The organism is Streptosporangium sp. NPDC001559 (assembly GCF_042893955.1).
Classification (GTDB): domain Bacteria; phylum Actinomycetota; class Actinomycetes; order Streptosporangiales; family Streptosporangiaceae; genus Streptosporangium.
Genome location: NZ_JBIAVG010000007.1, coordinates 11840 through 36253 on the forward strand (window position 1 = coordinate 11840; position 24414 = coordinate 36253).

Consider the following 24414-nt stretch of genomic DNA (forward strand, 5'->3'; position numbering starts at 1 on the left):
CCCATCGCTCTCGAAGGGCGTGAGCACGCCCCCCACCTGTTATGGTTCGATCGAACCATAACAGCCTTGTGGTGCGATCGCACCATAAAAGAGCCGCAGGGAGCGACCGGCATGCCGAGACAGGTCGACCATGATCGGCGCCGCCGCCAGATCGCCGAAGCCGTCTGGCGCCTGGCCGTCGGCGGCGGTCTGGAAGAGGTCACCCTGAGACAGGTCGCCGCCGAGGCCCAGGTCTCCGCCCGGCTGTTGCAGTACTACTTCGGCACCCGAGCCGACCTGTTGCTCGGCGCACTGAAGATCCTCAACGAGGATGCCGAGCACCGGGCCCGCGAACGCCTCGCCCTGCTCGGTGAGACACCCGGCATGCACGCGATCGTGCGGGGAGTGCTGCTCGAACTGCTCCCCGTGGACGAGGAACGGCGCACCCGGCACCTGGTGTACGCCGCCTACTTCGTCCGCTTCCTGACCGACCCCGATCTGGCCGGGGTCGCCCGCGACGCGCCACGCGCGCTGGAGGACCTGGTCGCGGGCCTGATCGCGCAAGGCCAGGCCACCGGTCAGGTGCCCCGGCGCGTCGACGCCGCGGCCGAGGCCGCTTTCCTGGTGGCCGGCGCCGAGGGGCTGCAGTCGGGTGTCCTGCTGGGGCAACGGACGGCCGACGAGGCCGTCGCGGTGATCGACCATCAGCTCGCCCGCGTCTTCACCGTGAAGCCTGCGTGACCGCCTCCCCGGCCCCGTCGGTGCGCACGACCCGCCTTGCGACGGCGGCCGGGCGAGGAGCGTCAGCCCGCGCGGCCGGTACGGCGCTCGGACCGCCCCGGCGGTGGCTTCGGGAGCACGGGGCCGTCTACCAGATCCTCACCTCGGGAAAGTCTCCCGACGGCCTGTCCAGCAAGGGCCGGCGCCGGCCCTTGAGGTGCAGGTCGAGGAAGGCGGTGACGTACTTCCGGGTGATCGTGACGGCGCGTTCGCCGTCGAGGGCGGCCGCGGGCAGCCCCAGCTGTGGCTGGAGCACCGCGTAGTCGACGAAGCTCATGTGCTCGGCGCCGGTCACGGTCAGCCAGCGCTTCCAGCCGCCGGTCACGTGCGGCCAGAACGCATCCCACGAGGAGTCCGGACCGCCCGTCCGCGGCTGGTGCCTGGGATTGCCGACCATCATGAAGGGTTTGTCCAGCGGCCGGGCCGGCGTCCCGGGGTTGTAGGTGCCGTCGAGGTTGACCGCGGCCTTGATCCGCCTGGAGACGGGGAGCAGGTGGGCGGCGCTCTGGCCGCCGGCCGAGTGCCCCACCATCGCGACGTTCCTCTCGTCGATCAGCCGGCTCCAGCGTTTGCTCCTGCTCAGCCGGTCCAGGACGAACTCGGTGTCGGCGGCCCTGACCCGGGCCACCTTGGCGCCGGTCTCGCGGGTCTGCCCGGCCTTCCCGGCCTCGAAGGTGACGGTCCGCCCGTCGGGGAACGTGGTGGCCACCGACTCGTAGGTGTGCTCGATCCCGGCCACCAGGTAGCCGCGGCTGGCGAACTCCTCGGCCAGCGACGTCATCGTCGCGCGGGGCAGCGACATGCCGGGTGACAGGACCACCAGAGGCCATCCGCCCTTGCGCCTCAGCGCCGGGGCGTCGGCGCGGGCGTGCGTGGTGGTCCTGGCGAGCGTGTCGGCCGGTACGCCGTCGAGCTGCGGCACCGCCCTGATGATCAGTTCCGACTCCCGCGGCGTGACGTAGGGGGCGAGCCTGCCGCCGCCCTTGCGCGCCGGGTACCAGATGGAGACCATCAGCTCGCGTACGTCCCGGCCGACGACCCAGGGGTCGGGGCGGCTGGAGTCGATCAGGTGCAGGTTCGTCTCGCCCACCGGGTAGTCGCCGGTCGGCGCGGGGAGAGCGGTCACGGGGGAGGCGGTCGAGGTCGGGGCCGTCGCGGGCGTGGGGGCCTCAGCCGGGGGCGCGCTCAGGGGCGCCGATGGCACGGAGAACGCGAGCACGCTCGCGGCCAGCATCTTCTTCATGCGGTCAACCGTGCCGCGCGGCCCCGCCGTACGGTCCCCGGCGAACGTCACACGGCGTCTGCGACTTTCGTAGGGGGTGTCCCGTCCGGTCGGGCTTGTAGCCTCTCACCATGATTGACCGGGCATCGAGGATCGTCGACCGGGTCGCGCCCTGGGCGCTCGGCGTGGCGGTGTTCCTGCTGTCCATGGCGGCGACGGCCGGTTCGATGGGGGTGCGGTCGGCGCTTCCCGTACCGGTGCTCACGGCCGTGGCGGCGTGCTGCGGCGTGGCCGCGGCCTTCGCCAGGCGGTGGCTGTGGCCGCTCGCCGCGGCGGGCGCGCTGTCCTACGCGTGGCTGGTGATGTGGCCCGCCGCCGTCGTCGCCTCGTACTACGCGGGGACGCGGCTCGGCCGCCGTGACCTGTGGCTCTACGCCGGTGGCGCGGTCGCGCTGCAGGCGCTGGGCGGGTTCGTGTCGTACCGGAGCGAGGGGTATCGGGCGCTGGTCGCGGGCACGGCCGTCAACGTACTGATCCTGGGCGGCGCCATGGTGGGGCTGCCGCTGTTCGCCGGGCTGTGGGTGCGCGCCAGACGGCAGGTGTTCGACGCGATGCGCGAGCAGTCCGGACAACTGCTGCGTGAGCAGGTGCTCCGCGCCGGCCAGGCACGCGACCAGGAGCGGGCCCGCATCGCGCGGGAGATGCACGACGTGGTCGCCCACCGGGTCTCCCTGATGGTCCTGCACGCGGGCGCGCTGGAGGTCAACGCCCCGGACGCCCGTACGGCGGAGGCCGCCGCGCTGATCGGCGGAGTGGGCAGGGAGGCGCTGACGAACCTGAGAGAGGTGCTCGGCGTGCTGCGCTCACCCGATCCGGTACGCGGCCCGCAGCCCACGCTGGCCGACCTGGACCGGCTGCTCGACCAGTCGCGGGCCCTGGGCATCGTGGTCAACCGCCACGACGAGGGCGAGGCCCGCCCGCTTCCGCCGACCGCCGAGCGCACCGCGTACCGGGTGGTCCAGGAGGCGCTGACCAACGTGCACAAACACGCGGGCGACGCCGAGACCGAGGTTCACCTCCGGTACCGGGCCGCCGAACTGGAGGTCCTCGTCCGCAACCGGCCCTCCACGGCGGACGGCGGCCTGCCCGGCTCCGGATGGGGACTGGTCGGGCTGCGTGAACGCGTCGAACTGGTCGGCGGCAGGCTGGAGGCGGGGCCGCGGGCGGGGGGCGGCTTCCAGGTGCTGGCCGGGATCCCCACGGTATGATCCGCGTGCTGATCGCCGACGACGAGGCGCTGGTCAGGGCCGGGCTGCGGATGATACTCGAAGCGGCGGGCGACATGGCGGTCGTCGGCGAGGCCTGCGACGGCGACGAGGCCGTGGGCGCCGCGGCCCGGCTCAGGCCGCACGTCGTCCTGATGGACGTGCGCATGCCGGGCACCGACGGGCTGGGCGCCGCCGCCCGTGTGCTCGCCGCCCCCGAGGCGCCCAAGGTGATCATGCTCACCACGTTCGACCTCGACGACTACGTCCACGAGGCGCTTCGGCTGGGCGCCGTCGGCTTCCTGCTCAAGGACACCCCGCCACGTGATCTGGCGGCCGCCGTCCGCACGGTCGCGGCGGGGCAGGCCATGCTGTCCCCCACGGTCACCAAACGGCTGATCGGCTCGTTCGTCGACAGGGCGCCCTCACGGGCCGAGTCCGCGCGCGGGCGGCTCGCGGCGCTGACCGCCCGGGAGGAGGACGTGATCAGGGCGGTGGCACGCGGCCTGTCGAACGCCGAGATCGGGCGGGAACTACGGCTGACGGAGGCGACGGTGAAGGCGCACGTCAGCCGGGTGCTGGCCAAGCTGGGCCTGGCCAACCGGGTGCAGGCGGCCATCCTCGTCCACGACGCCGGCCTCGGCTGACCGGCGCGGTACCCGAAGGGCCGGGCCGTCCGCCTCGGGGCATCACACCTCGACGGTGGCGAGGTCGTCCAGCCCGTTGTTCCTGGCGTAGGCGTTCTCCACGCCGACCAGGAGGTCGACGACCTCGAAGTACCGGTCCCAGAAGGGCGTGTCGCGCAGCGCCTCGACGAGGAGCTGGTACGACCGGTGGTCGCGTGCCTCCCACACCCACACGTCGGTCACGCGTGCCGAGTAGAACTCGGTGTCGTAGAAGCGTGAGCGGACGTCCCTGACCCTGCTCGTGATCACCGGGACGATCTCGGTCCTGAAGACCTCCACCCGTTGCTCGACCGACAGGCCGAGCCATTCGGGGGTGGTCCTCACCAGCATGAACGCCGTCAGGGCGGCTTCGAACTCCTGGGCGGGCATGATGTCCTCCTGCTCCTGCGCGCCGGGGCTCAGGCGTAGGCGCCGGAGCGGATGTCCTGGAGCAGGGCCGGTCCGGTCGGCGTCCAGGACAGCAGGTCGCGGGTGCGCGCGCCGGAGGCGGACATGTCCATCCCGAAGAAGCCGCCGACGATCCCGAAGTGCTCCTCGGCGCTCTCGGGCGCGATCGACACCACCGGCAGGCCGAGCGTGCTCCCGACGGCCTCCGCGATCCGGCGGGTGGAGACGGCCTCCTCCGCGACGGCGTGCAACCGGGAACCGGCGGGGGCCCTCTCCAGAGCCAGCCGGACCAGGCGCGCCGCGTCGGAACGGTGCACCGCGGACCAGGCGTTGGCGCCCTCACCGACGTAGGCCGAGACGCCCCGCCGCCTGGCCGCGGCCGTCAGGAGACTGACGAACCCCCAGTCGCCGGTCCCGTGCACCGACGGGGCGAACCGGACGACCATCGACCGCACACCGTGCTCGGCGTGGTCGAGGGTCAGGTTCTCGCTTCCTCCGCGGTCGGACTCGGGCCCGACCTCGGGGGAGGGGTCGGCCTCGGTCGCCGGCCGTCCCCGGACCAGCCCGGAGAGGCCGTTGGCGACGAGGATCGGCCGGCCGCTGCCCGTCAGGGCCTCGAGCATGGTCGCGACCGCGCCCCGTTCGGCCCTGTTGGTCGCGGCGGGGTCGGCCCAGTCGTGCTTGTTGGCGAGGTGGACGACGGCCTCGGCCTCCGCCGTGCCCGCACGGACGGCGCCGAGGTCGTCGAGGTCGCCGCGCCGTACCCGGGCGCCTTTTCGCTCCAGCTTCGCGGCGGAGGTGTCCGAGCGGGCCAGGCCGGTCACCTCGTGCCCGGCGCCGAGCAGCTCGTCGACCACGGCCGACCCGATCCACCCGGTCGCTCCGGTGACGAAGATCCGCATGTGAGTACTCCCTTGTGTGAGGTCTGCGGGGTGCGCGCCCCTCCACGCGGAGGGGCACGGCGGGGCGCCCATGACGTCCGGCGAGGGCGCGGTGTGGCCGCGGCCCGGGACGCCGGGTGCCGTGACCATCACGGTAGGAGCACGGGTTTTCTCGCGCCACGCAACTTCTGCAAGAGTTGGTTGCATAGGATGCAACTGTGTCGGACCGGCTCGATCTGAATCTGCTGCGTGTGTTCGACGCGCTGCTCCAGGAGGGTGGCGTCACGGCGGCGGCCGAGCGGCTTCACCTGTCCGTTCCCGCGACCAGCAGGGCGCTCGGCCGGTTGCGGCGGGCGATGGGAGACCCGATCCTGGTGCGCGCAGGCCGCGGGATGGCGCCCACCCCGTTCGCGCTCCGGACCGCTCCCCGGGTCCGGTCGCTGCTGGAGGAGGCCTCGGCGCTGATCAGCGCCGACCGTGAGGTCAGGATCGCCGACCTCAGGCGCACCTTCACGATCCGCGTCAACGACGGTGTGGCCGCGACCCTGGTGCCCGCGGCGGTGGAGGCCGCGGCCGCCGCCGCTCCGGGCGTGAGACTGCGTTTCGTCACGGAGGGAGGTGAGAGCGTCGAGGCCCTGCGTGACGGTTCGGTCGATCTGGACGTCGGCGCCGGTGACGTCGCCGCCGCCGACATCCGGACGGCCGTGCTGTACCGCGAGCGCATGGTCGGTGTCGTCCGCGCCGACAGCCCGCTTGGCCGTCACCGCCGGCCGACGCTCGAGCAGCTGTGCCGCCATCCTCACGTCTCGGTCTCCCGACGTGGACGCGCCCGCGGGCCGCTCGACGACGCGCTCGAAGCCGCCGGCCTTCGGCGCCAGGTCACGGCCGTGGTCCCCGGCTTCGCCGTCGCCGTGCTCCTGGTCGCCTCCGGCGGCCACGTCGGGCTCGTCCCCCGGCGTCTCGCCGAGCACTACGGCCAGGCCCTCGGCGTCCGCTGGTTCCCCGTCCCCGCGGATCTGCCGGAGGTCGACGTCCGGCTGTTCTGGCACGTACGGCTCGACGCCGACCCGGCGCAGCGCTGGCTCCGTGAGACGATCCTCGGCGCCGTCCTTCCCCCGTCCTGACGCGGCGTTCACTCGACGACGGCGGTGGCGGGGTCGTGGCCGTGGAGCCAGGCGGTGCTCCTGTCGTAGAACAGCGGCAGGAACAGGCGCATCGCGGCGGCCTGCGCCCGGCGGGCCACGGGGCCGGCCTTCTTGGCCTCGCGGTTGTCCCTCGCCGCGCCCAGGAGCCTGGTGACGCGGGGCCTGCGGGCGGCGTCGTAGCGGGCCAGCGCCCCGGGAACGCCTGACGGGCCCTGGCCGCGCAGTGCGGCGGCCAGGGCCAGGGCGTCCTCGACGGCCATGGAGGCCCCCTGGCCCGCGCCCACCGGGTGGGCGGCGTCGCCGATGAGGACGGTGCGGTCGCCGTACCAGGTGGGAACCGGGCCGAGGGTGTGCATGAGCACGGTGGGGTGGGTGCCGACGGCGGCGGCCAGGACCGCCGAGGGGACCGGCTCGCGCCGGTACAGCGCGGCGGTGTCGCGCAGCCATCCGGCGCCGACGGCGTCGTCGAGGCGGGGCTGCCGCGGGTCGGCGATCTGGGCCGACCACCACACCGTGCCGTCATCCGCGGCCAGGTGGATGAAGGCGCCGTTGCGGGCGAAGGTCATGTTGAAGACGCCGGGCTCGACGCCCAGGCCCCGCGCGTCGGCGGAGACACCGGACACGCAGTACAGGCCGGCGTAGCGCGGGCGCGGCGCGGCCGGGTCCAGGGCGCCGCGCACGAGCGACCAGATGCCGTCGGCGGCCACGAGCAGGTCGGCGCTGTCGCGGCGGCCGCCGGGGAAACCGGCGGTGACGGCCCCAGGGGTCTCGGTGACGCCGGTCAGGCGCTCGCCGGTGACGATCTCCGCGCCCGCCTCGGCGGCCGCGGCGCGCAGGGTCTCCACCAGGGCGCCGCGCATCAGGGTGACGCTGTGCAGCGGGTCGTCGGCGCGGCGGCCCCGGGGGACGTCGCCGAGGAGCCTGCCCGAGGCCGACCACATGCGCTGGCGGGGCAGGGCGACGCCCAGGCGCTGGACCCGGGGCAGGCAGCCGAGGGCCTCCAGTCCGCGCAGCCCGTTGGCGGCCAGGCTGATGAAGGAACCGACGTCGCCCGCGGGGTCGGCGTAGGCCTCGTACACGGTCACCTCGGCGCCGAGGTGACGCAGGGCCAGGGCTGCGGCGGAGCCCGCGACGCCCGCTCCGATCACGATGACACGCATCGTCAACCTCCGAAGACTCATTCACTGAACTTGAATTCACTGAATCTAAATTTGGTGAAAGTGTGTTCGGTAGGATGACCGCTGTCAACCCCGCCCGGAGGGGAGGGGGCGGGAAACAGCGCGGAGAAGACGGCGGGGCGTGACGGTGGCGGGTGTGCGCAAGGCGAAGGCGGCCGAGACGAAGGCGGCGCTGCTCGAGGCCGCCAGGAGACTGTTCGCCGAGCGCGGCTTCCTCAACACCAAGATCACCGACATCGCGGCGGCGGCGGGCCGCTCGGCCGGCTCCTTCTACGAGCACTTCGCCGACCGGGAGGAGCTGCTCGGGGCACTGCTGGCCGAGATGGAGGCCAGCGCCGACCGGGAGGTGGCGCGCGCCGGCCATCCGCGTGAGCACGACCTGACCGACCGCGACCAGCTGCGCGAGCACCTGCGGATCGCCTGGAGCGTCTTCCGCGAGCACCGGGCCGTCATGGTGGCCCTGTTCCAGTCCCGCGTCGGCGCGGGTCCCGGCGACGGCAGGGCCTGGGACGACCTGACCTCCGAGACGGCCGTCTTCCGCCACCACCTGGAGTACCTGCGCGAACGCGGCCACCGGCTGCCCGGCGACCCCGAGCTGGTCGCGGCGGCGATGGGCGCCATGCTCGGCATGCTCGGATACTCGATGCTCACCCGCGCCGAGCCCGTCGGCGACGACACGGTCGTCGACACCCTCACCGACCTGCTGCTGTACGGCCTGGCCGGTCCCCCCGGGACGCCCTGAGGCCGTACCCCGGGAAAAGCGGTAGCGCCGCGGCGTCCCGATCCGTTAGACAGGCCCGGTGCCCGACACCTATCCGATCCGTCCCGTCACCGGCGAGGAGTTCGAGACCTGGGCCCGGGTCGTCTCCGACACCTACGGTGAGGACCGGACCGAGGAGGACCTCGCCGTCGAACGGTCCGCGACCGAGCTGGAACGCACCCTCGCCGCGTTCGACGAAGGCCGGATCATCGGCGGCACCGCGGCCTGCACCCGTGTGCTGACCGTCCCCGGAGCCGTGCTGCCGACCGCCGGGGTCACCTGGGTCGGCGTGACCCCCACCCACCGCAGGCGCGGCGTCCTGACCTCCCTGATGCGCAGGCAGCTCACCGACCTGTACGAGGGCGGCGGCGAGCCGATCGCCGCGCTGCGCCCCTCGGAGGCCCCGATCTACGGCCGGTACGGCTACGGCCCGGCCTCACGCGGAGCCCTGCTGCGCTGCGAGAAACGCTCCATGGGCTTCCTGCCGGGCACCGACTTCGGGGACGGGCGGATCCGGCTGCTGGAACGCCACGAGGCGCGGCCCCTGGTCGAGGAGATCTACGAGCGCGTCCGCCCCGGCGCCGTCGGCTGGCCCGACCGCCCCGGCAACTGCTGGGACATACGGCTGGCGGACGGCCCGCAGGACCGGGAGGGCGCCACCGCCCTGCGTCACGCCGTGCACCGCGAAAGCGGCGGCCGGGCCGACGGATACGCCCTCTACCGGATCAAGGACGGGCACGGCGACGGCGGGCGCGCCGTACAGGTCGTGGAACTCGTCGCGGTCACCCGCCGGGCCTACGCCGCGCTGTGGCGTTTCCTGGCCGGGATCGACCTGGTGCCGTGGATCGAGTACGAGGGGGCGGCCGACGAGGCCCTGCCGTACCTGCTGACCGACCCTCGCGCCGTGCGCGCGTACGAGGTGGACCGGCTCTGGGTGCGACTCGTCGACGTCGCCCGGGCGCTGGCCGGACGGCGTTACGCCCTGCCGTTTGAGGTGGTGCTGGACGTGCGCGACGACTTCTGCCCGTGGAACACCGGCCGTCTGCGGCTGTGGGCCGAGACCGGGACGGCGGGCTGCGAGCGTACGGCCGCCGCCCCCGACCTGCGCCTCACCTCCGCCGAGCTGGGTGCGGCCTTCCTCGGCGGGACGACCCTGCGGACACTGGCCCACGCCGGGCGCGTCGAGGAACTGCGGCCCGGCGCGCTGGCCCGCGCATCGGAGGCCTTCCGGGGCCCCGGGGAGCCGTTCTACCCCGGAGGCCCGGCCTTTCCCGCCTTCTGAGCACCGCCGTCGCGACGGTCGCGCCGCGCCGCCGTGACGCGGGTGCGGGCCGTCACGGCGGCACGGTCGGTAGCTTTGCGTCACCGAACGGACGCACAGAGTGCCGATGGAGATGTCGGCACGGGCGTCCGGACGGCCCACCGCAAGCAACCAGAAGGCGACATCCATGAACAAGCCGACCCCCTTGGGCGGCACCGCCGTCCACGAGCCGGTCCCGCTGGGCCACGACCGCCACTGCGCCGAGATCGTCGCGCAGACCGACCAGCTCAGGGCGGTCGTGGCGGGGGCGGACCTGGCGGCCGTCGTGCCCTCCTGCCCCGACTGGAACCTCGCCCAGCTGCTACGGCACGTCGGGTACGGCCACCGCTGGGCCGAGACGATCGTGCGCACCAGGGCCACCACGCCACCCCCGGACACGGACCTGCGCGACCTTCCCGCCGACACCGGACAGGACCCCGCGGAGATCGACGCCTGGCTCGCCGAGGGCGCGCGGCTGCTGGCCGGCACCCTGCGCGAGGCCGGTCCCGACGCGCGGACATGGGTACCCGTGGAGACGGAGACCTCGGGATTCTGGGCCCGCCGCTTCGCCCACGAGACCCTCGTGCACCGGGCCGACGCCGCCCTGGCCGCCGGGCGGGACTTCACCGCCGGTCGGGAGGTCGCCGTCGACGCCCTCGACGAGTGGATGGAACTGGCGTCCCTGCCGCAGATGCTCGACGTCAACCCCAGGCAGCGCGAACTGCTCGGCCCCGGCCGCACCATCGGCCTGCACGCCACCGACACCGGGCCGTCGGCCGGGACGGAGTGGCTGGTCGACCTCACCGGCGACACCGTCACCTGCCGCAGGGGGCGTGAGGCGGCGGCCGTCACCCTGCACGGCCCGCTGACCGCCCTGCTGCTGGTCGTCTACCGCCGCCGTCCCGCCCGGGGCGGCGGCGTCGAGATCCTCGGCGACGAACGGCTGCTCGACTTCTGGCTGGACCGCGTCGGCTTCGGGTGAGCCGCGGGGCCGTACGGCGTCGGCGGGCCGGAAGTCCCTCACGGTCGGGTCTTTCGGCCGCTGCGCCCACCGGGGCCGAAGCGGTCGGATGGAGGAGGGAACCGAGGAGGAGACATGACAGCACATGTAGTGGTGGGCGTGGACGGCTCACCCGCCTCACAGGCCGCGGTCGAGTGGGCCGCCGACGACGCCGTGCGCCGTGGACGCCCGCTGCGGATCGTTCACGTGTGCGCGCCCTGGATCTACGACATCCCGCTGCAGACCCCGCCCGGATTCCGCGACTCGATGACCGAGTACTGCCAGGAGATCCTCGACACGGCGCTCTCCCAGGCCCGCTCGCACGCCCCCGGCCTGCAGATCGAGACCGTGCGCGAGCGGGGCAAGGCCGGTGAGGTCCTGCGGCGCGAGGCCGAGGACGCCGAGGAGGTCGTGGTGGGCAGCCGGGGACTCGGCGGGTTCACCGGGCTGCTGCTCGGGTCGGTCTCGCTCGCCCTGGCCGGTCACGTCGCCGCTCCGGTCGTCGTCGTCAGGAAACCCCGAAGGCACGTCCACGACGAGATCGTCGTCGGCCTCGACGGCCCCCCGGCTCCGGAGGAGGTCTTCCGGTACGCCTTCGAGGAGGCCGTGATGCGCAAGGCCGTCCTGCACGTCGTCCACACGGTCCAGACCCCCGTCCTGGGACCGTACGCCGAGGCCTACACCTCGCTGATCGACGACGCCTTCGTCACCGAGAAACGCGTGGCCGCCGAGACGCTGGAACCGTGGCGGGAACGTTACCCGCAGGTCGAGGTCAGGCGGACGGTGGTCATCGGACACCCGGTCGCCGTCCTGTGCGAGGCGTCGCAGACGGCCGACCTGCTCGTCGTCGGCTCACGTGGGCTGGGCAGGATCGGCGCGGCCGCGCTGGGCTCGGTCAGCCACGGCGTGCTGCACCACGCCCGCTGCCCCGTCGCCGTCGTACGTCCCAGAGGTGAGGCATGAACGACATCACCGTCCTGACCGTCGCGCAGATCATGAGCCGCACGCTCGTCGCCGTCCCGCCGGACGAGTCGCCCCTGCTGGCCTGGGAGATCATGCGCCGCGCCGACGTCCACCACCTGCCGGTCGTCGACGACACCGGCCGCCTGTACGGCGTGCTGACCCGTGAGGACCTGGCCGCCCACTGGTCCGGCGGCCCGATGGAGCAGTCACACGTCCACGTCCGCGCCCTGGTGGCCGGGCGCCGCTGCCCGCGCACCACGCTCGGCGCGAGCCTGGCCGACGCCGCCGCGGCCATGGTCGGCGCCGGGGTGAACGCGATCCCGGTCCTGAACGACTCGGCCAGGCTCGCGGGGATGGTGACCGTCACCGACGTGCTGCGGGCCGTGGCGGGACTCCTTCCCGAGCGCCAGGAGCCGCCGGAGCTCATGACGGGCATGTTCCGCCTGGTGCCGGTGCTTCCCCGGGTCCCGGCCCGCTGACGTCTACCCGCCGGGAGTCACGGTCGCTCCGGGCAGCGACTCCTTCCTGGCCTCCGGCGGGCCGACGACGGCGTTGAGGCCGCCGTCGAAGATCTGCGCGGACGCGTTGCCCTCGACGGAGGGTTTCGACGTCTGCCCCTTGACGGTGATCAGCATCCTGGTGGGGGTGCAGACCAGGATGAAGGTGCCCTCGGTGGAGACGGTCGTCGCAGGCTCAAGCGGACCGGAGAACCCCTCCTCCCGCATCAGATCCCTGGAGGACCTGGTCATGTCGCTGCTCATGCTCCAGTCGGCTTCCATGTCCTTGCTGGAGCCGGCCAGCCCGCACTGGCCTGAGGGGTGGATCCACGCGGTCAGCTTGTGGGAGCCGACCTTGATCCGCGCCAGTACCCGATCCGCCCCTTCGGGCAGTTCCCCCGCGTCGGGCAGGCCCTCCATCTTGGCCAGCGGCCACTGGGCAGGATCCTTCAGCACCGGATCCGCAACCGGTGTCGAGCACGCCCCGAGGGCCGATAACACCAAAAACCCCGATAAAACACGCGAAAGACGATCGATCACTGAGATTCCCCGTTCGTAATGACTCAGTCGATTTTGAGTCTAAGGATCTCGCCTGACACGTGAGCGTCACGGGAGAGCGCCGGGATACGGCCTGGACCTCCTCGGGAACGGCGGCGGTACAACCGTGCTAGGCTGCCGTTCGTTCGGTATTGGATCGGTATGGGAGGGAGGTGAGGTTTGATGACCGCGGTGAAGACCGCTGCCATGGGCAGCGCCCGGACCAACCTCACGTCCCGGGCCCCGGTCTGACCCACTTCTTCCCCCAGCCTTGAGCCATCGGGCTCGCCAGGCGGGGTGATGTCCGCGTCTCGTCGGGGCCCCTTCTCCGCAAGGGTCTCTCACGTTGCCACACACGTACACCGATCCATCCGGCCTGTCCCGGTACGGGTGGACCGGCGCACTCGACCAAACCTTCACCGAACACTACGAAGCGGGCCTCGTGCCGGCCCGGATCTCCCGGGTCGATCGCGGCCTGTGCACGGCGATCACCACGTCGGGCCCGATGCGGGCCACGTTCGCCGCGCCGCACCCGCCCGACCCGCTCCTGACGCCCTGCACCGGCGACTGGGCCGCGCTGCGCCCGGGCACCGAACCGCATCTGGCGGCGCTGCTGCCGAGGCGCGGCGCGATCGTGCGCTCGTCGGCGTCCAGGTCCTCCCACGGACAGGTGCTCGCCGCCAACGTCGACACGGTCGTCATCGCCCTGTCCCTGGCCACGCCCCTGGACGCGGCCAAACTGGAGCGGCTGCTCGCCCTGGCCTGGGAGAGCGGAGCACAGCCGGTGATCGTCTTGACCAAGGCGGACCTGGCCGACGATCCCGAGGCCGTCCAGGCCGAGGCCGAAGCACTGGCACCCGGCGTGGACGTCCTGGTCACCAGCGCCGCCACCGGTCACAACATCGACGTGCTGGCCGCGCTGGCGCGCGGTACCACCGTGCTGCTCGGCCCCTCGGGCGCGGGCAAGTCCAGCCTCGGCAACACGCTGCTCGGCGAGGAGCGACTGGCCACCGGCACGGTGCGCGCGCAGGACGGCAAGGGCCGCCACACCACGGTCCGCCGCGAACTGATTCCCCTGCCCGGCGGCGGGGTCCTCATCGACACGCCCGGCCTGCGCGGGATCAGCCTGCATGACGCCGCCGACGGCCTGGAGCAGGTCTTCGCCGAGATCGAAGAACTCGCCACGTATTGCCGCTTCGGCGACTGCTCCCACGACACCGAGCCGGGATGCGCGGTGCAGGCCGCCATAGAGGCGGGTGAACTGCCCGAACGTCGCCTGCGCAGCTACCGCAAGCTGCAACGGGAGAACGCCTGGGCGGCCGCGCGTACCGATGCCCGGTTGCGCGACGAGCGCGTCAACCGGCAGAAGGCCATCACCAGTCACCTGCGCGCCACCTACAGGTTCCGGGACCAGCAGCCATGACCGCTCATCGTCCACCCGGAGCCCGCAGCACCATGCCCGAAAGTCCGCACGACCCGGTCGGCGACCCCACAGTGGCGGCGTTCTTCGCCCCGCGCGACGACCTGGCACGTCAAGGCCCCGGTTCCGACGCGACCACCCGCCACCTGCTGTTCCTGGCCGGGCCGCCGGCGCCGCTGTCACAGCGTGCCCACGCGGCGGACCTGGCCGTACCCGGGACGCGCGAGGCGGTCGCGGCCACCCTGCAAGAGATCACCATGCGCCGCGAGCACGCTGCGGACTACCAGTACACCGGCTATGTCCTGCATCCGCAGAAGGACAAGGAGACGAACCCGACCATGACCTCTTCCTGGATCACCCGCCCCGAGAACGCCGGCGACGTCGCCGCCATCCGCGACATCAACCTCGCTGCCTTCCCCAGCTCGCACGAGGCCGACCTCATCGAGGCGCTGCGGGCCGACCCGCAGGCGTGGCTGCCCGGCCTGTCCTGGCTGGCCGAGGCTCCCGGCGGCGATCTCGCCGGATACGCGCTGCTCACCCGCTGCCACGTCGGCGACTCGCCCGCCCTCGCCTTGGGCCCGTGCGCCGTCAAGCCCGAACATCAGCGGCAGGGCTCCGGTTCCGCCGCCATCCGCGCCGCTCTGCAGGCCGCCCGTGAGCAGGGCGAGAACCTGGTGCTCGTGCTCGGCCACGCCGAGTACTACCCCCGCTTCGGCTTCACCTCGGCCTCCGGGTACGGAATCCGCCCGCCCTTCGACGTCGAGGACAAGTACATGATGGCGCTCGCCTTCAACCCCGAACGGCCGGTCCCGAGCGGCGTCATCCGCTACCCGGCGGCGTTCGGCGTCTGACCTCCCGTTCTTCGAACGCGGCGAACGGTCCCCAGCACCGCTGGGGACCGTTCGACCGTCGCGAAGGTCGGCGGGGCGGCCTCACGGCCGGGCATCCGTGGTGCGGGATGCGGGACCGGCCTTGGCGAACTACGGCCGAGAACGACGGAACGCTCGCGGCTCCGGAGCCATCGGAGAGCGCGCGGGAAAACGCTCCGCGAAGTGGGAAACGGAATATGAATTGTCCGATAACCGAGGATAATTAGTATTTTACTGACACCGGGGGGAAGTTTCACAATACCGCCCCATCTCTTTCGACGATCACACGAAGGAGGGAACGTGCACCCCGTTCCTCTCCCTTCTCCGCCACCACCCCGGCTCGTCCGGCCGATCCGCGGCATGGCCGCGCGGTCGCCGTCATGCCGGCCCCGCTGGTCGTCATGAACGTCACCAGGGCGCAGGAGCGCCTGCGTCCGCTCTCCACCGGGTGGCCGGTGCCGCCGCAGGTGCGAGGGCCCGCTTCGCCGTCGGCTCGGCGCGCGTTACCGCGGCGGCGAAAACAACATCACATTCCGCGCTTTCTCAAATACAGTATCCGTATAATTTCCATTAATTATGTGGTATAATGCTGATTGGTTTCACGGATCGGGAAGAAGGCTCTTGTAGCCGGTGCGGGGAACGCCCCGGCAGGTGTCGTCCGTTTTCGCCGCCGGTCAGTGCCGGATCATGAGGATGGCGGCCGTCCCGGTGTGAACGTCTGGATTCCGGCGCGGCTCGCATTTATGGCTGAAGCGTGCGAACCTGTGGGGCGCACCCCGAGGATTCCCCGGTGCCGAACCCCGTCCCCTGGCCTTGGAGCAGTCTTGTCTTCTTCCGTGCCGGTGCAGTCAGAGCAGTCAGAGATCGAACGCGAGCAGGCCTACCTGGCCATGCTGCACTCCCAGGTCGACATCCACCGAGAGAAACTCGCGGGGGAGTTGGCCGAGGTGTTGCGCGAACCGGCGGAGACGGCCCAGGCCCAGGCCGAACGCGGCGCGGCGGTCGGCCGTCTGAACCGGCGGCTGGCCGCCTTCGACGCGGCCGAGAACGGACTGTGCTTCGGCAGGCTCGACTCGGTCGACGGCGGCCGCCGCTATCTGGGCCGCATCGGGGTGCGCGGCGCGGAGGGAGACGAGGAACCGCTCCTGATCGACTGGCGGGCGCCCGCCGCGCGGGCCTTCTACACCGCGACCGCCGCCGCCCCCCAGGGTGTACGGCTGCGCCGCCACTTGCACACCCGGGAGCGCAGGGTGGTCCGGGTCGACGACGAACTGCTGGACGGCACCGCCCCCGCCCCGGCGGACATGGAGCTGTGCGGGGAGGCCGCGCTGCTGGCGGCGCTGCGGGCCGAGCGGACCGGCCGCATGCGCGACGTCGTGGCCACCCTCCAGACCGAGCAGGACCGGATCATCCGCTCCCCGCACGCCGGAGTGATGGTCGTGCAGGGCGGGCCCGGCACCGGCAAGACCGTCGTCGCCCTGCACCGAGCCGCCTACCTGCTCTACAGCCACCCCCGGCTGGACGAGCGCGGGGTGCTGGTGGTCGGCCCGAACCCGGTGTTCCTCAGCTACATCAGCCAGGTCCTGCCCGGCCTGGGGGAGACCAGCGTGCTGCTGTCCACGGTGGGGGAGCTGTTCCCCGGCGTCACGGCCGTCGAACGGGAGGACGCCGCGGTCGCCGAGGTCAAGGGACGGCTGGTGATGGCCGAGGTGCTGGCCGCCGCCGTACGGACACGCCAGGCGGAGGTGGGCGGGCCCGTCGAGGTGATCGTCGAGGGCGAGCCGCTGAGCCTGGAGCCGGAGCTGCTGATCGACGCGGCTGACCGGGCCCGTGCCGACGGGCTGCCGCACAACCTCGCCAGGCCCGTCTTCTGCCGGATCGTCATCGAGGAGCTGGCCCGCCGCATGGCGGGCGTGGTCGCCGGGATGGAGGAGCAGATCGAGGCCGACCTGGCGGGCCAGATCGACTCCGCCGCGCTGGAACAGGCCGTGGCCAAGGACCTGGCCGGGCTCTTCGGGCAGGACGCGCCGCCGGTCGACCGGCACGAGCGGGAGCGTACCGAGTTCGAGGAGGCGGAACAGGCCTGGCTGAAGGCGCTGCCGTACGACCCGCAGGTGCGCGCGCTGCTGGAGTGGCTGTGGCCGGCGCTGACCCCGCAGCGGCTGCTTGAGGAACTGTTCGCCGACCCCAGGGGCCTGGCCGAGGCCGCGCCGCAGCTGACGCCCGCGGAACGGGAACTGCTGCTGCGCGAACCCGGCGACGGCTGGACCCCGGCCGACGTGCCGCTGCTCGACGAGGCGGCCGAACTGCTCGGCGAGGACCGCCGTGCCGAACGGGCCAGGCAGGCCAGGGAGCGCGCCAGACGCATCGAGTACGCCCAGGGCGTCCTGGACATCGCGCGCGGCTCCCGCTCCGGCGAGGACGAGAACGACGACGAGGCCGAACTCCTCAGCGCCGCCGACCTGCTGGACGCCGAGCTGTTCGCCGGCCGCCAGGAAGGGCAGGATCTGCGCACGGTCGCCGAACGGGCCGCCGCCGACCGGACGTGGGCCTTCGGCCACGTGATCGTCGACGAGGCCCAGGAGGTCTCACCCATGGCCTGGCGCCTGCTGGTACGGCGCTGCCCGACCCGTTCGTTCACGGTGGTCGGCGACATGGCCCAGAGCGGTCAGACGGCGGGTGCGCGCTCCTGGACGCAGGCGCTGGAGCCGTTCTTCGGGACGCGCTGGCGCCTTGAGCGGCTCACCGTCAACTACCGGACCTCGGCCGAGGTCATGTCCGCCTCGGACCGGGTGCTCACGGCGATCCATCCCGATCTCGAACCGGCGCGCGCCGTACGCGCGGGCGGCGTCCGGCCGTGGCGCGCCCGGGCCGAGGCGGCCGGCCTGCCCGCCAGGCTGGCCGCCCTGGTGGCGCGGGAGGCGGCGGCCGGGACGGGGAGCGTCGCGGTGATCACACCACGTGAGGACCTGGCACGGCTGGCCGAGGCCGTCCGCTCCGCCGTCCCCGACGCCTCCTGGGGGCGTGAGCCCGACCTGGAACGACGCGTCGTGGTGCTGACGGCCCGCCAGTCCAAGGGGCTTGAGTTCGACTCGGTGGTGCTGGCGGACCCGCAGGCCGTGCTCGACGGCTCATCGCACGGCCTCAACGACCTGTACGTGGCGCTGACCCGCGCCACCGAACGCCTGGCGGTGCTGCACCCCGGGCCGGTTCCCCCGGTGCTTGAGCACCTGGAGGAACGCGAGCCCTGACCGGTGGTTCACGCCACCGGCGGGGCCGTCTCGGTCAGCCGTCCCTCGGACAGGCGCAGCCAGCGGCCGACCCCGACCTCGGCCAGGAACCGTTCGTCGTGGCTGACCACCACGAACGCCCCCCGGTAGGCGTTGAGCGCCGCCTCAAGCTGACCGACGCTGACCAGGTCGAGGTTGTTGGTCGGCTCGTCCAGCAGCAGCAACTGGGGGGCCGGTTCGGCGTACAGGACGCAGGCCAGGGTGGCGCGCAGCAGCTCACCGCCGGACAGCACCCCGGCGGGCAGGTGGGCGCGGGCGCCGCGGAACAGGAAGCGGGCCAGCAGGTTCATCCGCTCGGCCTGCGGCATGCCGGGCGCGGACGCGGCCAGGTTCTCGGCCACGGTCAGGTCCGGGTCCAGCAGGTCGAGTCGCTGGGACAGGTAGGCGATGCGGCCCTCGGCCCGCCTGACCGTGCCGCCCTCCGGCTCCAGATCGCCGTTGACCACGCGTAGCAGGGTGGACTTTCCGGTGCCGTTGGGGCCGGTCAGGGCGATCCGCTCCGGGCCGCGGACGGTCAGGTCCAGGCCGTGGCCGGCGAACACGGGGCGCTCGCCGTAACGGACCTGCATCCGCTCGCCGAGGAAGACCGTGCGGCCCGCCGGGACGTCGGTCCCGGGCAGCTCCAGTGTGATCCGCTGCTCGTCGCGCAGGGCACGGCCCGCCTCGTCCAGGCGGGCCTTGGCGTCGCCGACCCGCGCGGCGTGCGTCTCCTGGGAGCGTGCCGCCGACTCCTGGGCGTTGCGCTTCATCGTCCCGGCGAAGATCTTCGGCAGCCCGGCGCTCTTGAGGTTGCGGGCGGCGTTGCCCGCCCGGCGTTCGGCACGCTCCCTGGCCTGCTGCATCTCCCGCTTCTCCCGCTTGACCTCCTGCTCGGCGGTGCGGATGTTCTTCTCCGCGACCTGCTGGGCGGCCCGTACGGCCTCCTCGTAGGCGGTGAAGTCACCGCCGTAGAAGCGGATCTCGCCCCGGTCGAGTTCGGCGATGCGGTCCATGCGGTCCAGCAGCGCCCGGTCGTGGCTGACCAGCAGCAGGCAGCCGTTCCAGTTCTCGATCACGCCGTAGAGCCGGTGGCGCGTGTCGAGGTCGAGGTTGTTGGTCGGCTCGTCCAGCAGCAGGACGTCCGGCTGCCTGAGCAGCTGCGCCGCCAGGCCCAGGGAGACGATCTGGCCGCCGCTGAGGGTGCCCAGGCGCCGGGTGAAGGGGATGTCGCCGAGACCGAGCCGGTCGAGCTGGGCGCGGGTGCGTTCCTCGATGTCCCAGTCGTTGCCGACGGTGGCGAAGTGCTCCTCGCTCGTGTCGCCGGACTCGATGGCGTCCAGCGCCCTGATCACCGGGGCGATGCCCAGAACCTCGGCCACGGTCAGGCCGCCGGTCAGGGGCAGGTTCTGCGGGAGGTAGCCGAGCACGCCCTCGACGGACACGCTGCCGCGGGTCGGCCGGTGCTCGCCCGCGACGAGCTTGAGCAGCGTGCTCTTACCCGCGCCGTTGGGTGCGACGAGTCCCGTACGGCCGCCGCCGACGGTGAAGGACAGGTCCTCGAAGAGCGGGGTGTCGTCGGGCCAGGAGAAGGAGACGTTGGAGCAGACGATGAACGACGCGTCGGACATGACAAAGACCTCGGATGTGCGCAGGGCGTGCCGTGCCGCCCTGTGGCGGAGAAAGGGGAACGAGAGAAACGACGGCACGACCACGGCGGCGCATCACGCGCTCCTGCTCGCGGCCTGCCATCCCGGGTATCACCCGGAGATGTCGTCGTCCCCTGCCATGTCCACTCTTTCGGTCTTTATCGCGGCATTCGCGAAACCTCGCGTCCGGTCATGTTAGCCGGGCTTCCCCGAGGACGCGAACGGTTAACGCGCCCTCGGGCGTACGGGAGGTGCCTCAGGGGCGCGGATGCCCGGCGTCGTCCCCCGGGCCGTGCGCCAGGTCACGCGCCGGGCTGTGCGGAAGGCCGGACTCCCCGGGAGGCTCAGGCCGTACCCGCGCGAGGGCCTGGCCGGCCAGTTCGGCCAGGTGGCCCACCCGGTAGTACAGCCGGGGCGGGACGTGCGGGAGCAGCGCGGACTGCCGCTGGCACAGCAGCGTGAACGCCTGCTCCGGGGGCAGGCCGATGTAACGCGGCAGGTTCTCGTACCATCGGGCGCTGCGGCGGGCCGTGCGCTGGGCCGGGAGGATCACGGCCTTGCGCTCGCGTTCGTAACGGACCAGGGCGGGCTGCAGCGGCATCCCGCTGTGCAGCGCCCTGACCAGGAAGGCGGCGTCCCCCAGCGCCAGGGCGGTGCCCGCGCCGATGGAGTAGTGCGTGGTGTGCGCGGCGTCCCCGACCAGGACGAGGTTGCCGCGCTGCCACCTCCTGTTGGTCAGGGTGCGGAAGTTCAGCCAGTGCGCGGTGCCGCCGGGCTGGGAGCGGCCGACCAGGGGGTGCCCGTCCAGCGTGTCGGCGAACAGCTTCTCCAGCGCGGCGAGGCTGTCGGCCTCGTTCGTCTGGTCGAGGCCGAGCCCCCGCCAGGTCTCGGGGGAGCACTCCACGACGCAGGTGCTGTGGCCGTGGTCGAACCGGTAGCCGTAGCACCAGATCCAGCCGTGCGCGGTCTCCACGAAGGCGAAGACGAAGGTCTCGAAGACCTTGGTCGTGCCGAGCCACATGTAGACGTTGCGTCCCGTCTCGACCTTGGTGCCGAAGTGGTCGGTGTGGCGTTCGCGCATCACACTGTTGACGCCGTCGCCCGCCACGACCAGGTCGGCGTCGGCGACCTCCTCCTCGGCGGCGATCTCCCGTTCGAACTCGACGTGGACGCCGAGGGAGCAGGCGCGTTCGGTGAGGATGTCGAGCATCCGCTGCCTGCCGATGCCGTAGCCGTTGGTCCCGGGCTGCGACGCCACCGTCGTGTGGCCGTCGAAGTACGCGACCTCGGTGTCCCAGCGGACGGAGTTCTCGCCGATGGCGCGCGCCGACTCGGGGTCCACGTTGTACAGGTCGCCGAACAGCTCGTCCAGGTAGGTCACGCCCCAGCCGTGTGTCGAACCGGCGGGGTTGCGTTCGTAGATGGTGATGTCGTGGGACGGGTCAACCAGCTTCATCAGGATCGAGAAGTACAGGCTGGCGGGTCCACCACCGACGCAGGCGACCTTCACATGGACTCCCTTTGCACCGCAAGGTAATCAGATCGTGACAGAGAGTAACAGGTGAGGTGTGTGGGACGGCCACCCCATCCAGCCGAGTTCCGGGTCATGAGATGGCCAATTATCGGGAAGGTCCCAAACCGGTCAGGTACGGCTCGGCACGACCTCACCGGCGTGTCCGGCGGCGGCGTGAGCCGACTGTGGCGCCGTGGCGGCCGGTCAGGTCAGCGGACGGGGACGACGGCCACGGGCCCTCGGGCGTGGCCCAGCAGGGAGGGGGCGGTCGAGCCGGGAGCCGGGGGTAAGCAGGCGGAAGGTCCCGGCGGGGTGGGACTTTCCGCCCTGCCGCTTCCCATTGCCCTGTGCCGACCATGAAGGGGGAGGCGACCACGATGCCGTCGTCGGCCCCGGCCTCTCCAGGACGGACGAGGAGGTTCCGCGGCACGGCGTGAGCTCCGCCGCGGTCGTCCCGGCCCTGGTGAGGCCGGGGAAGGAACACACGTGCCCGGCCGTTCCCTGGGTACGGGGGAGCACGGCAGGAAGGGGAGACAGGTCATGACGGTGCGGGTGATGGACGTCATGGGGCTGGTGGCCATCGCGGTCCGCCCCGAGGCGACGTTCGCCGAGTTGGTCGCGACGATGCGCCGCTTCAAGGTGGGGGCCGTCGCGGTGATCGACGCCGAGGGGCGCCCCGTCGGGGTGGTGTCCGAGGCCGATCTGCTGCTGAAGGAGATCGGCGCCCAGAGCGGGCCGCCGAGCGGGGAGAACGCTCGCGAGAAGCCGGGCAGGACCGCCGGGGAGCTCATGAGCAGGCCCGCGCTGACCGTCACCCGCCAGACCCCGGTCCGGGAGGCGGCCCGGCTGATGCACGCCAACCGGATCAAGCAACTGCCGGTGATCGACGCCGCCAGCGGGAAGATCGCCGGGACCGTGCACCAGGCCGATCTGCTGAAGGTCTTCATCAGGCCCGCCGCCGACATCCTGACGGAGATGGCCGACGCCGTCGCCGATCTGGGGCTGAACACCGGCGGGCTGACGATCACGATCGAGGGGTCCGTGGTCCGCGTCGAGGGGCGTGTGGCCAGGCGCTCGCAGATCGCCGCGCTCGTGGAGGCGGGCCGGAGGATCGAGGGGGTCGTCGACGTCGAGGCCGACATCGCCTACGACCGCGACGACGTGCTGAGCGCCTCCTCGGCCCGCCTCTGAGAGGCACCCGGGGCAGACCGGCCCGCACGAAGGGGGAAGAGCATGCCCGAACCCGCCGCACCCGTCGTCGTCGCGACCGACGGCTCACCGTCGGCCACGGCCGCCGTGAGATGGGCCGCCGCCGACGCGGCCCGCAGGGCGCTGCCCGTGCTGATCGTGCACGTCGTCGAACGCTGGCCGTACGGGATCTCGGCGTTCCCCCCGCAGGGGTGGCAGGACGCGATGGCCGAGGCCGGTGACCGGGTGCTCACCGAGGCTGCGCAGGCCGCGACGGAACGCAGGCCGGGCATCGACGTGACCACCGAGCTGGCCGGGGGAACGCCCGCCGACGTCCTGCGTGAGCGGGCCGCCTCCGCGACCGAGCTGGTCATCGGCGGCCGGGGGACGGGCGGCTTCGCCGGCGCGCTGCTCGGCTCGACGGTTCTGCGGCTGGCCGGGCACGTCAGGGGCGCCGTCGTGGTCGTCAGGGCCGGGCAGGACGGCCCCGGTGAGGAGGTCGTCGTCGGCGTCGACGGCTCAACCGACGGCGCGGCGGCCCTGGGCTTCGCCTTCGAGCAGGCACGGCTGCGCGGCGCCGTCCTGCGGGCGCTGTGCGCCTGGCACGTGCCGCTGCGCACCGTCATGCCGGAGAGCGCCCACGACGTCACCGGGATTCAGCGGGAACAGCAGCGGGTGGTCTCGGAACGGCTGGCCCCGTGGCGGGAGATGTATCCCGGGATCGAGGTCGTCGAGGAGGTGACCTACGGCCATCCGGTCTCGGCCCTGACGGACGTCTCCGGCCAGGCGGCCCTGCTGGTCGTCGGCTCCCGGGGACTCGGCGCGGTCGGCTCGGTGGTGCTGGGATCCGTCAGCCGGGACGTGCTCCAGCACGCCCGCTGCCCGGTCGCCGTGGTCCGTCCCTGAGGCCGTCGCCTCCTCGCGTACCCACCGGGACCGAAGGCCCGGCCGGGTCCAAAGTCCCGGGGCGGACGGGTCCGCCGCCTCTGGGGGATCCCGTTCCCCCGGCCGAGACTTGACCTGAGGCAGGAATCCGCACGCCCATGAGGAGGACGAGATGACAGACTTCCCGGCCAGGGGCACCCGTGACGTCGTCGTCGCGGCCGACGGCTCAGCGGGGGCGAAGGACGCGGTCGAATGGGCCGCGGACGACGCCTTCCGCAGGCACGTGCCGCTGCGGATCGTGCACGTCGTGGAACGCGGCCCCTATGACATCCCCCGCTTCTCCACCCTCGAATGGCCGGGACCCCTGGTCCTGAGCGGCAGGAAGATCCTGGAGGAGGCCGAGCGGGAGGCGCGAGAGCGCCAGCCGTCGGTCGAGGTGGGTACCGAGCTGATCGAGGGTGACCTCGTCCGGTCCCTGACGGAACAGGCCGCGGGCGCGGTGGAGATCGTGCTCGGCAGCAGGGGGCTCGGCGGTTTCACCGGGGCACTGCTCGGTTCGGTGAGCACCCGGGTGGCCGTACACGCCCACGGCCCGGTGGTCGTCGTCCACCCCGGCGGTGGGGCACGTCGCGAGGTCGTCGTCGGCGTCGACGACGATCCGCACTGCGAGCCCGCGCTGGCCTTCGCCTTCGAACAGGCCGCGCTGCGCGGCGGCACACTGCGCGCCGTACACGCCTGGCAGCTTCCGGTGCACGCGTTCGCGCCGGAGATCGTCTACGACATGGACGAGATCCGCCGCGCGCAGTTCCGGGTCGTCAAGGACCGGGTCGGCGCCTGGCAGGAGAAGTTCCCCGAGGTGACCGTGCTGGAGGACGTCCAGAGCGCCCACCCCGTCGACGCCCTCGTCGACGCCTCGGCCACGGCGGACCTGGTCGTGGTCGGCTCGCACGGCAGGAGGGCCGTCGCCGCCGCGCTGCTGGGATCGGTCAGCAGGGGAGTGCTGCACCACGCGCGCTGCCCGGTCGCGGTCGTCCGTTCCTGAAC

General features: G+C 72.6%; 22 protein-coding genes. 15 read left to right on the forward strand and 7 right to left on the reverse strand.

Going from position 1 to position 24414, the window contains the following annotated elements:
- Positions 1 to 111: 111 nt before the first annotated feature.
- Positions 112 to 720 carry a TetR/AcrR family transcriptional regulator gene (locus tag ACFYY8_RS17080; RefSeq protein ID WP_390041692.1) on the forward strand — a complete coding sequence of 203 codons (609 nt, stop codon included), beginning with the start codon at positions 112 to 114 and terminating at the stop codon, positions 718 to 720.
- A gap of 127 nt (positions 721 to 847) precedes the next feature.
- Here the strand turns inward: ACFYY8_RS17080 and ACFYY8_RS17085 are convergent, their stop codons facing one another.
- The gene (locus ACFYY8_RS17085) at positions 848 to 2002 is read right to left on the reverse strand and encodes an alpha/beta hydrolase family protein (protein WP_390041694.1); all 1155 of its coding nucleotides are present in this window, start codon (positions 2000 to 2002) and stop codon (positions 848 to 850) included.
- Between the two features lie 110 nt (positions 2003 to 2112).
- Here ACFYY8_RS17085 and ACFYY8_RS17090 point away from each other — a divergent pair, with 110 nt between their 5' ends.
- Positions 2113 to 3249, forward strand: a complete 1137-nt coding sequence (locus ACFYY8_RS17090; protein ID WP_390041696.1) for a sensor histidine kinase — start codon at positions 2113 to 2115, stop codon at positions 3247 to 3249.
- Positions 3246 to 3893 (forward strand): response regulator, encoded by a 648-nt coding sequence (locus ACFYY8_RS17095; protein ID WP_390041698.1) that lies wholly within the window; start codon positions 3246 to 3248, stop codon positions 3891 to 3893. The genes ACFYY8_RS17090 and ACFYY8_RS17095 overlap by 4 nt, the downstream gene beginning before the upstream one ends.
- Positions 3894 to 3935: 42 nt before the next feature.
- Here the strand turns inward: ACFYY8_RS17095 and ACFYY8_RS17100 are convergent, their stop codons facing one another.
- Together ACFYY8_RS17100 and ACFYY8_RS17105 are read right to left on the reverse strand one after the other, a co-directional pair.
- Positions 3936 to 4301 (reverse strand): darcynin family protein, encoded by a 366-nt coding sequence (locus ACFYY8_RS17100; protein WP_390041700.1) that lies wholly within the window; start codon positions 4299 to 4301, stop codon positions 3936 to 3938.
- Between the two features lie 29 nt (positions 4302 to 4330).
- Entirely contained in the window at positions 4331 to 5221 is an 891-nt protein-coding gene (locus ACFYY8_RS17105) for an SDR family oxidoreductase (RefSeq protein WP_390041702.1), read from the reverse strand.
- Positions 5222 to 5418: 197 nt separating this feature from the next.
- Here ACFYY8_RS17105 and ACFYY8_RS17110 point away from each other — a divergent pair, with 197 nt between their 5' ends.
- Positions 5419 to 6324 (forward strand): LysR family transcriptional regulator, encoded by a 906-nt coding sequence (locus ACFYY8_RS17110; RefSeq protein ID WP_390041705.1) that lies wholly within the window; start codon positions 5419 to 5421, stop codon positions 6322 to 6324.
- An 8-nt stretch (positions 6325 to 6332) separates the two neighbouring features.
- On the opposite strand, the gene ACFYY8_RS17115 is transcribed toward ACFYY8_RS17110, so the two are convergent.
- The gene (locus ACFYY8_RS17115; protein WP_390041708.1) at positions 6333 to 7505 is read right to left on the reverse strand and encodes an FAD-dependent oxidoreductase; all 1173 of its coding nucleotides are present in this window, start codon (positions 7503 to 7505) and stop codon (positions 6333 to 6335) included.
- 154 nt (positions 7506 to 7659) lie between these two features.
- On the opposite strand from ACFYY8_RS17115, the gene ACFYY8_RS17120 reads away from it, so the two are divergent.
- The 5 genes from ACFYY8_RS17120 to ACFYY8_RS17140 all read left to right on the forward strand — a co-directional run bounded on the left by ACFYY8_RS17120 (position 7660) and on the right by ACFYY8_RS17140 (position 12025).
- Positions 7660 to 8265, forward strand: a complete 606-nt coding sequence (locus tag ACFYY8_RS17120; RefSeq protein WP_390041710.1) for a TetR/AcrR family transcriptional regulator — start codon at positions 7660 to 7662, stop codon at positions 8263 to 8265.
- 58 nt (positions 8266 to 8323) lie between these two features.
- Positions 8324 to 9565 carry a GNAT family N-acetyltransferase gene (locus ACFYY8_RS17125; RefSeq protein ID WP_390041712.1) on the forward strand — a complete coding sequence of 414 codons (1242 nt, stop codon included), beginning with the start codon at positions 8324 to 8326 and terminating at the stop codon, positions 9563 to 9565.
- Between the two features lie 166 nt (positions 9566 to 9731).
- The gene (locus ACFYY8_RS17130; RefSeq protein WP_390041714.1) at positions 9732 to 10565 is read left to right on the forward strand and encodes a maleylpyruvate isomerase family mycothiol-dependent enzyme; all 834 of its coding nucleotides are present in this window, start codon (positions 9732 to 9734) and stop codon (positions 10563 to 10565) included.
- 114 nt (positions 10566 to 10679) lie between these two features.
- Positions 10680 to 11546: a universal stress protein gene (locus tag ACFYY8_RS17135; protein ID WP_390041716.1), complete on the forward strand. Its 867-nt coding sequence runs from the start codon at positions 10680 to 10682 to the stop codon at positions 11544 to 11546.
- The gene (locus tag ACFYY8_RS17140) at positions 11543 to 12025 is read left to right on the forward strand and encodes an HPP family protein (RefSeq protein ID WP_390041718.1); all 483 of its coding nucleotides are present in this window, start codon (positions 11543 to 11545) and stop codon (positions 12023 to 12025) included. The genes ACFYY8_RS17135 and ACFYY8_RS17140 overlap by 4 nt, the downstream gene beginning before the upstream one ends.
- A 3-nt stretch (positions 12026 to 12028) precedes the next feature.
- Here ACFYY8_RS17140 and ACFYY8_RS17145 read toward each other — a convergent pair whose 3' ends face one another.
- Positions 12029 to 12499 carry a hypothetical protein gene (locus ACFYY8_RS17145; protein WP_390041720.1) on the reverse strand — a complete coding sequence of 157 codons (471 nt, stop codon included), beginning with the start codon at positions 12497 to 12499 and terminating at the stop codon, positions 12029 to 12031.
- 427 nt (positions 12500 to 12926) lie between these two features.
- On the opposite strand from ACFYY8_RS17145, the gene rsgA reads away from it, so the two are divergent.
- The 3 genes from rsgA (at position 12927) to ACFYY8_RS17160 (ending at position 18120) form a co-directional block, all read left to right on the forward strand.
- Entirely contained in the window at positions 12927 to 14003 is a 1077-nt protein-coding gene (gene rsgA / locus ACFYY8_RS17150; RefSeq protein ID WP_390041722.1) for a ribosome small subunit-dependent GTPase A, read from the forward strand.
- 335 nt (positions 14004 to 14338) lie between these two features.
- Complete coding sequence (locus tag ACFYY8_RS17155; protein ID WP_390042414.1) at positions 14339 to 14851, forward strand: GNAT family N-acetyltransferase; 513 nt, start codon at positions 14339 to 14341, stop codon at positions 14849 to 14851.
- A gap of 854 nt (positions 14852 to 15705) precedes the next feature.
- Positions 15706 to 18120 carry a HelD family protein gene (locus ACFYY8_RS17160; protein ID WP_390041724.1) on the forward strand — a complete coding sequence of 805 codons (2415 nt, stop codon included), beginning with the start codon at positions 15706 to 15708 and terminating at the stop codon, positions 18118 to 18120.
- Positions 18121 to 18128: 8 nt separating this feature from the next.
- Here the strand turns inward: ACFYY8_RS17160 and ACFYY8_RS17165 are convergent, their stop codons facing one another.
- Positions 18129 to 19766: an ABC-F family ATP-binding cassette domain-containing protein gene (locus ACFYY8_RS17165; RefSeq protein WP_390041727.1), complete on the reverse strand. Its 1638-nt coding sequence runs from the start codon at positions 19764 to 19766 to the stop codon at positions 18129 to 18131.
- A 274-nt stretch (positions 19767 to 20040) separates the two neighbouring features.
- Positions 20041 to 21294, reverse strand: coding sequence for an FAD-dependent monooxygenase (locus ACFYY8_RS17170; protein ID WP_390041730.1), 1254 nt, complete (start codon positions 21292 to 21294; stop codon positions 20041 to 20043).
- A gap of 489 nt (positions 21295 to 21783) precedes the next feature.
- On the opposite strand from ACFYY8_RS17170, the gene ACFYY8_RS17175 reads away from it, so the two are divergent.
- The 3 genes from ACFYY8_RS17175 (at position 21784) to ACFYY8_RS17185 (ending at position 24412) form a co-directional block, all read left to right on the forward strand.
- Positions 21784 to 22488 carry a CBS domain-containing protein gene (locus ACFYY8_RS17175; protein WP_390041732.1) on the forward strand — a complete coding sequence of 235 codons (705 nt, stop codon included), beginning with the start codon at positions 21784 to 21786 and terminating at the stop codon, positions 22486 to 22488.
- Between the two features lie 42 nt (positions 22489 to 22530).
- A complete protein-coding gene (locus ACFYY8_RS17180) occupies positions 22531 to 23391 on the forward strand; it encodes a universal stress protein (protein WP_390041734.1) in 861 nt (286 codons plus the stop codon).
- Between the two features lie 151 nt (positions 23392 to 23542).
- Positions 23543 to 24412, forward strand: coding sequence for a universal stress protein (locus tag ACFYY8_RS17185; protein WP_390041736.1), 870 nt, complete (start codon positions 23543 to 23545; stop codon positions 24410 to 24412).
- Positions 24413 to 24414: the final 2 nt, after the last annotated feature.

Coding starts and splice junctions, on each gene's coding strand:
- ACFYY8_RS17080 (WP_390041692.1), top strand. CDS start 112: ATGCCGAGACAGGTCGACCATGATCGGCGCCGCCGCCAGATCGCCGAA.
- ACFYY8_RS17085 (WP_390041694.1), bottom strand. CDS start 2,002: ATGAAGAAGATGCTGGCCGCGAGCGTGCTCGCGTTCTCCGTGCCATCG.
- ACFYY8_RS17090 (WP_390041696.1), top strand. CDS start 2,113: ATGATTGACCGGGCATCGAGGATCGTCGACCGGGTCGCGCCCTGGGCG.
- ACFYY8_RS17095 (WP_390041698.1), top strand. CDS start 3,246: ATGATCCGCGTGCTGATCGCCGACGACGAGGCGCTGGTCAGGGCCGGG.
- ACFYY8_RS17100 (WP_390041700.1), bottom strand. CDS start 4,301: ATGCCCGCCCAGGAGTTCGAAGCCGCCCTGACGGCGTTCATGCTGGTG.
- ACFYY8_RS17105 (WP_390041702.1), bottom strand. CDS start 5,221: ATGCGGATCTTCGTCACCGGAGCGACCGGGTGGATCGGGTCGGCCGTG.
- ACFYY8_RS17115 (WP_390041708.1), bottom strand. CDS start 7,505: ATGCGTGTCATCGTGATCGGAGCGGGCGTCGCGGGCTCCGCCGCAGCC.
- ACFYY8_RS17130 (WP_390041714.1), top strand. CDS start 9,732: ATGAACAAGCCGACCCCCTTGGGCGGCACCGCCGTCCACGAGCCGGTC.
- ACFYY8_RS17135 (WP_390041716.1), top strand. CDS start 10,680: ATGACAGCACATGTAGTGGTGGGCGTGGACGGCTCACCCGCCTCACAG.
- ACFYY8_RS17140 (WP_390041718.1), top strand. CDS start 11,543: ATGAACGACATCACCGTCCTGACCGTCGCGCAGATCATGAGCCGCACG.
- ACFYY8_RS17155 (WP_390042414.1), top strand. CDS start 14,339: ATGACCTCTTCCTGGATCACCCGCCCCGAGAACGCCGGCGACGTCGCC.
- ACFYY8_RS17165 (WP_390041727.1), bottom strand. CDS start 19,766: ATGTCCGACGCGTCGTTCATCGTCTGCTCCAACGTCTCCTTCTCCTGG.
- ACFYY8_RS17180 (WP_390041734.1), top strand. CDS start 22,531: ATGCCCGAACCCGCCGCACCCGTCGTCGTCGCGACCGACGGCTCACCG.
- ACFYY8_RS17185 (WP_390041736.1), top strand. CDS start 23,543: ATGACAGACTTCCCGGCCAGGGGCACCCGTGACGTCGTCGTCGCGGCC.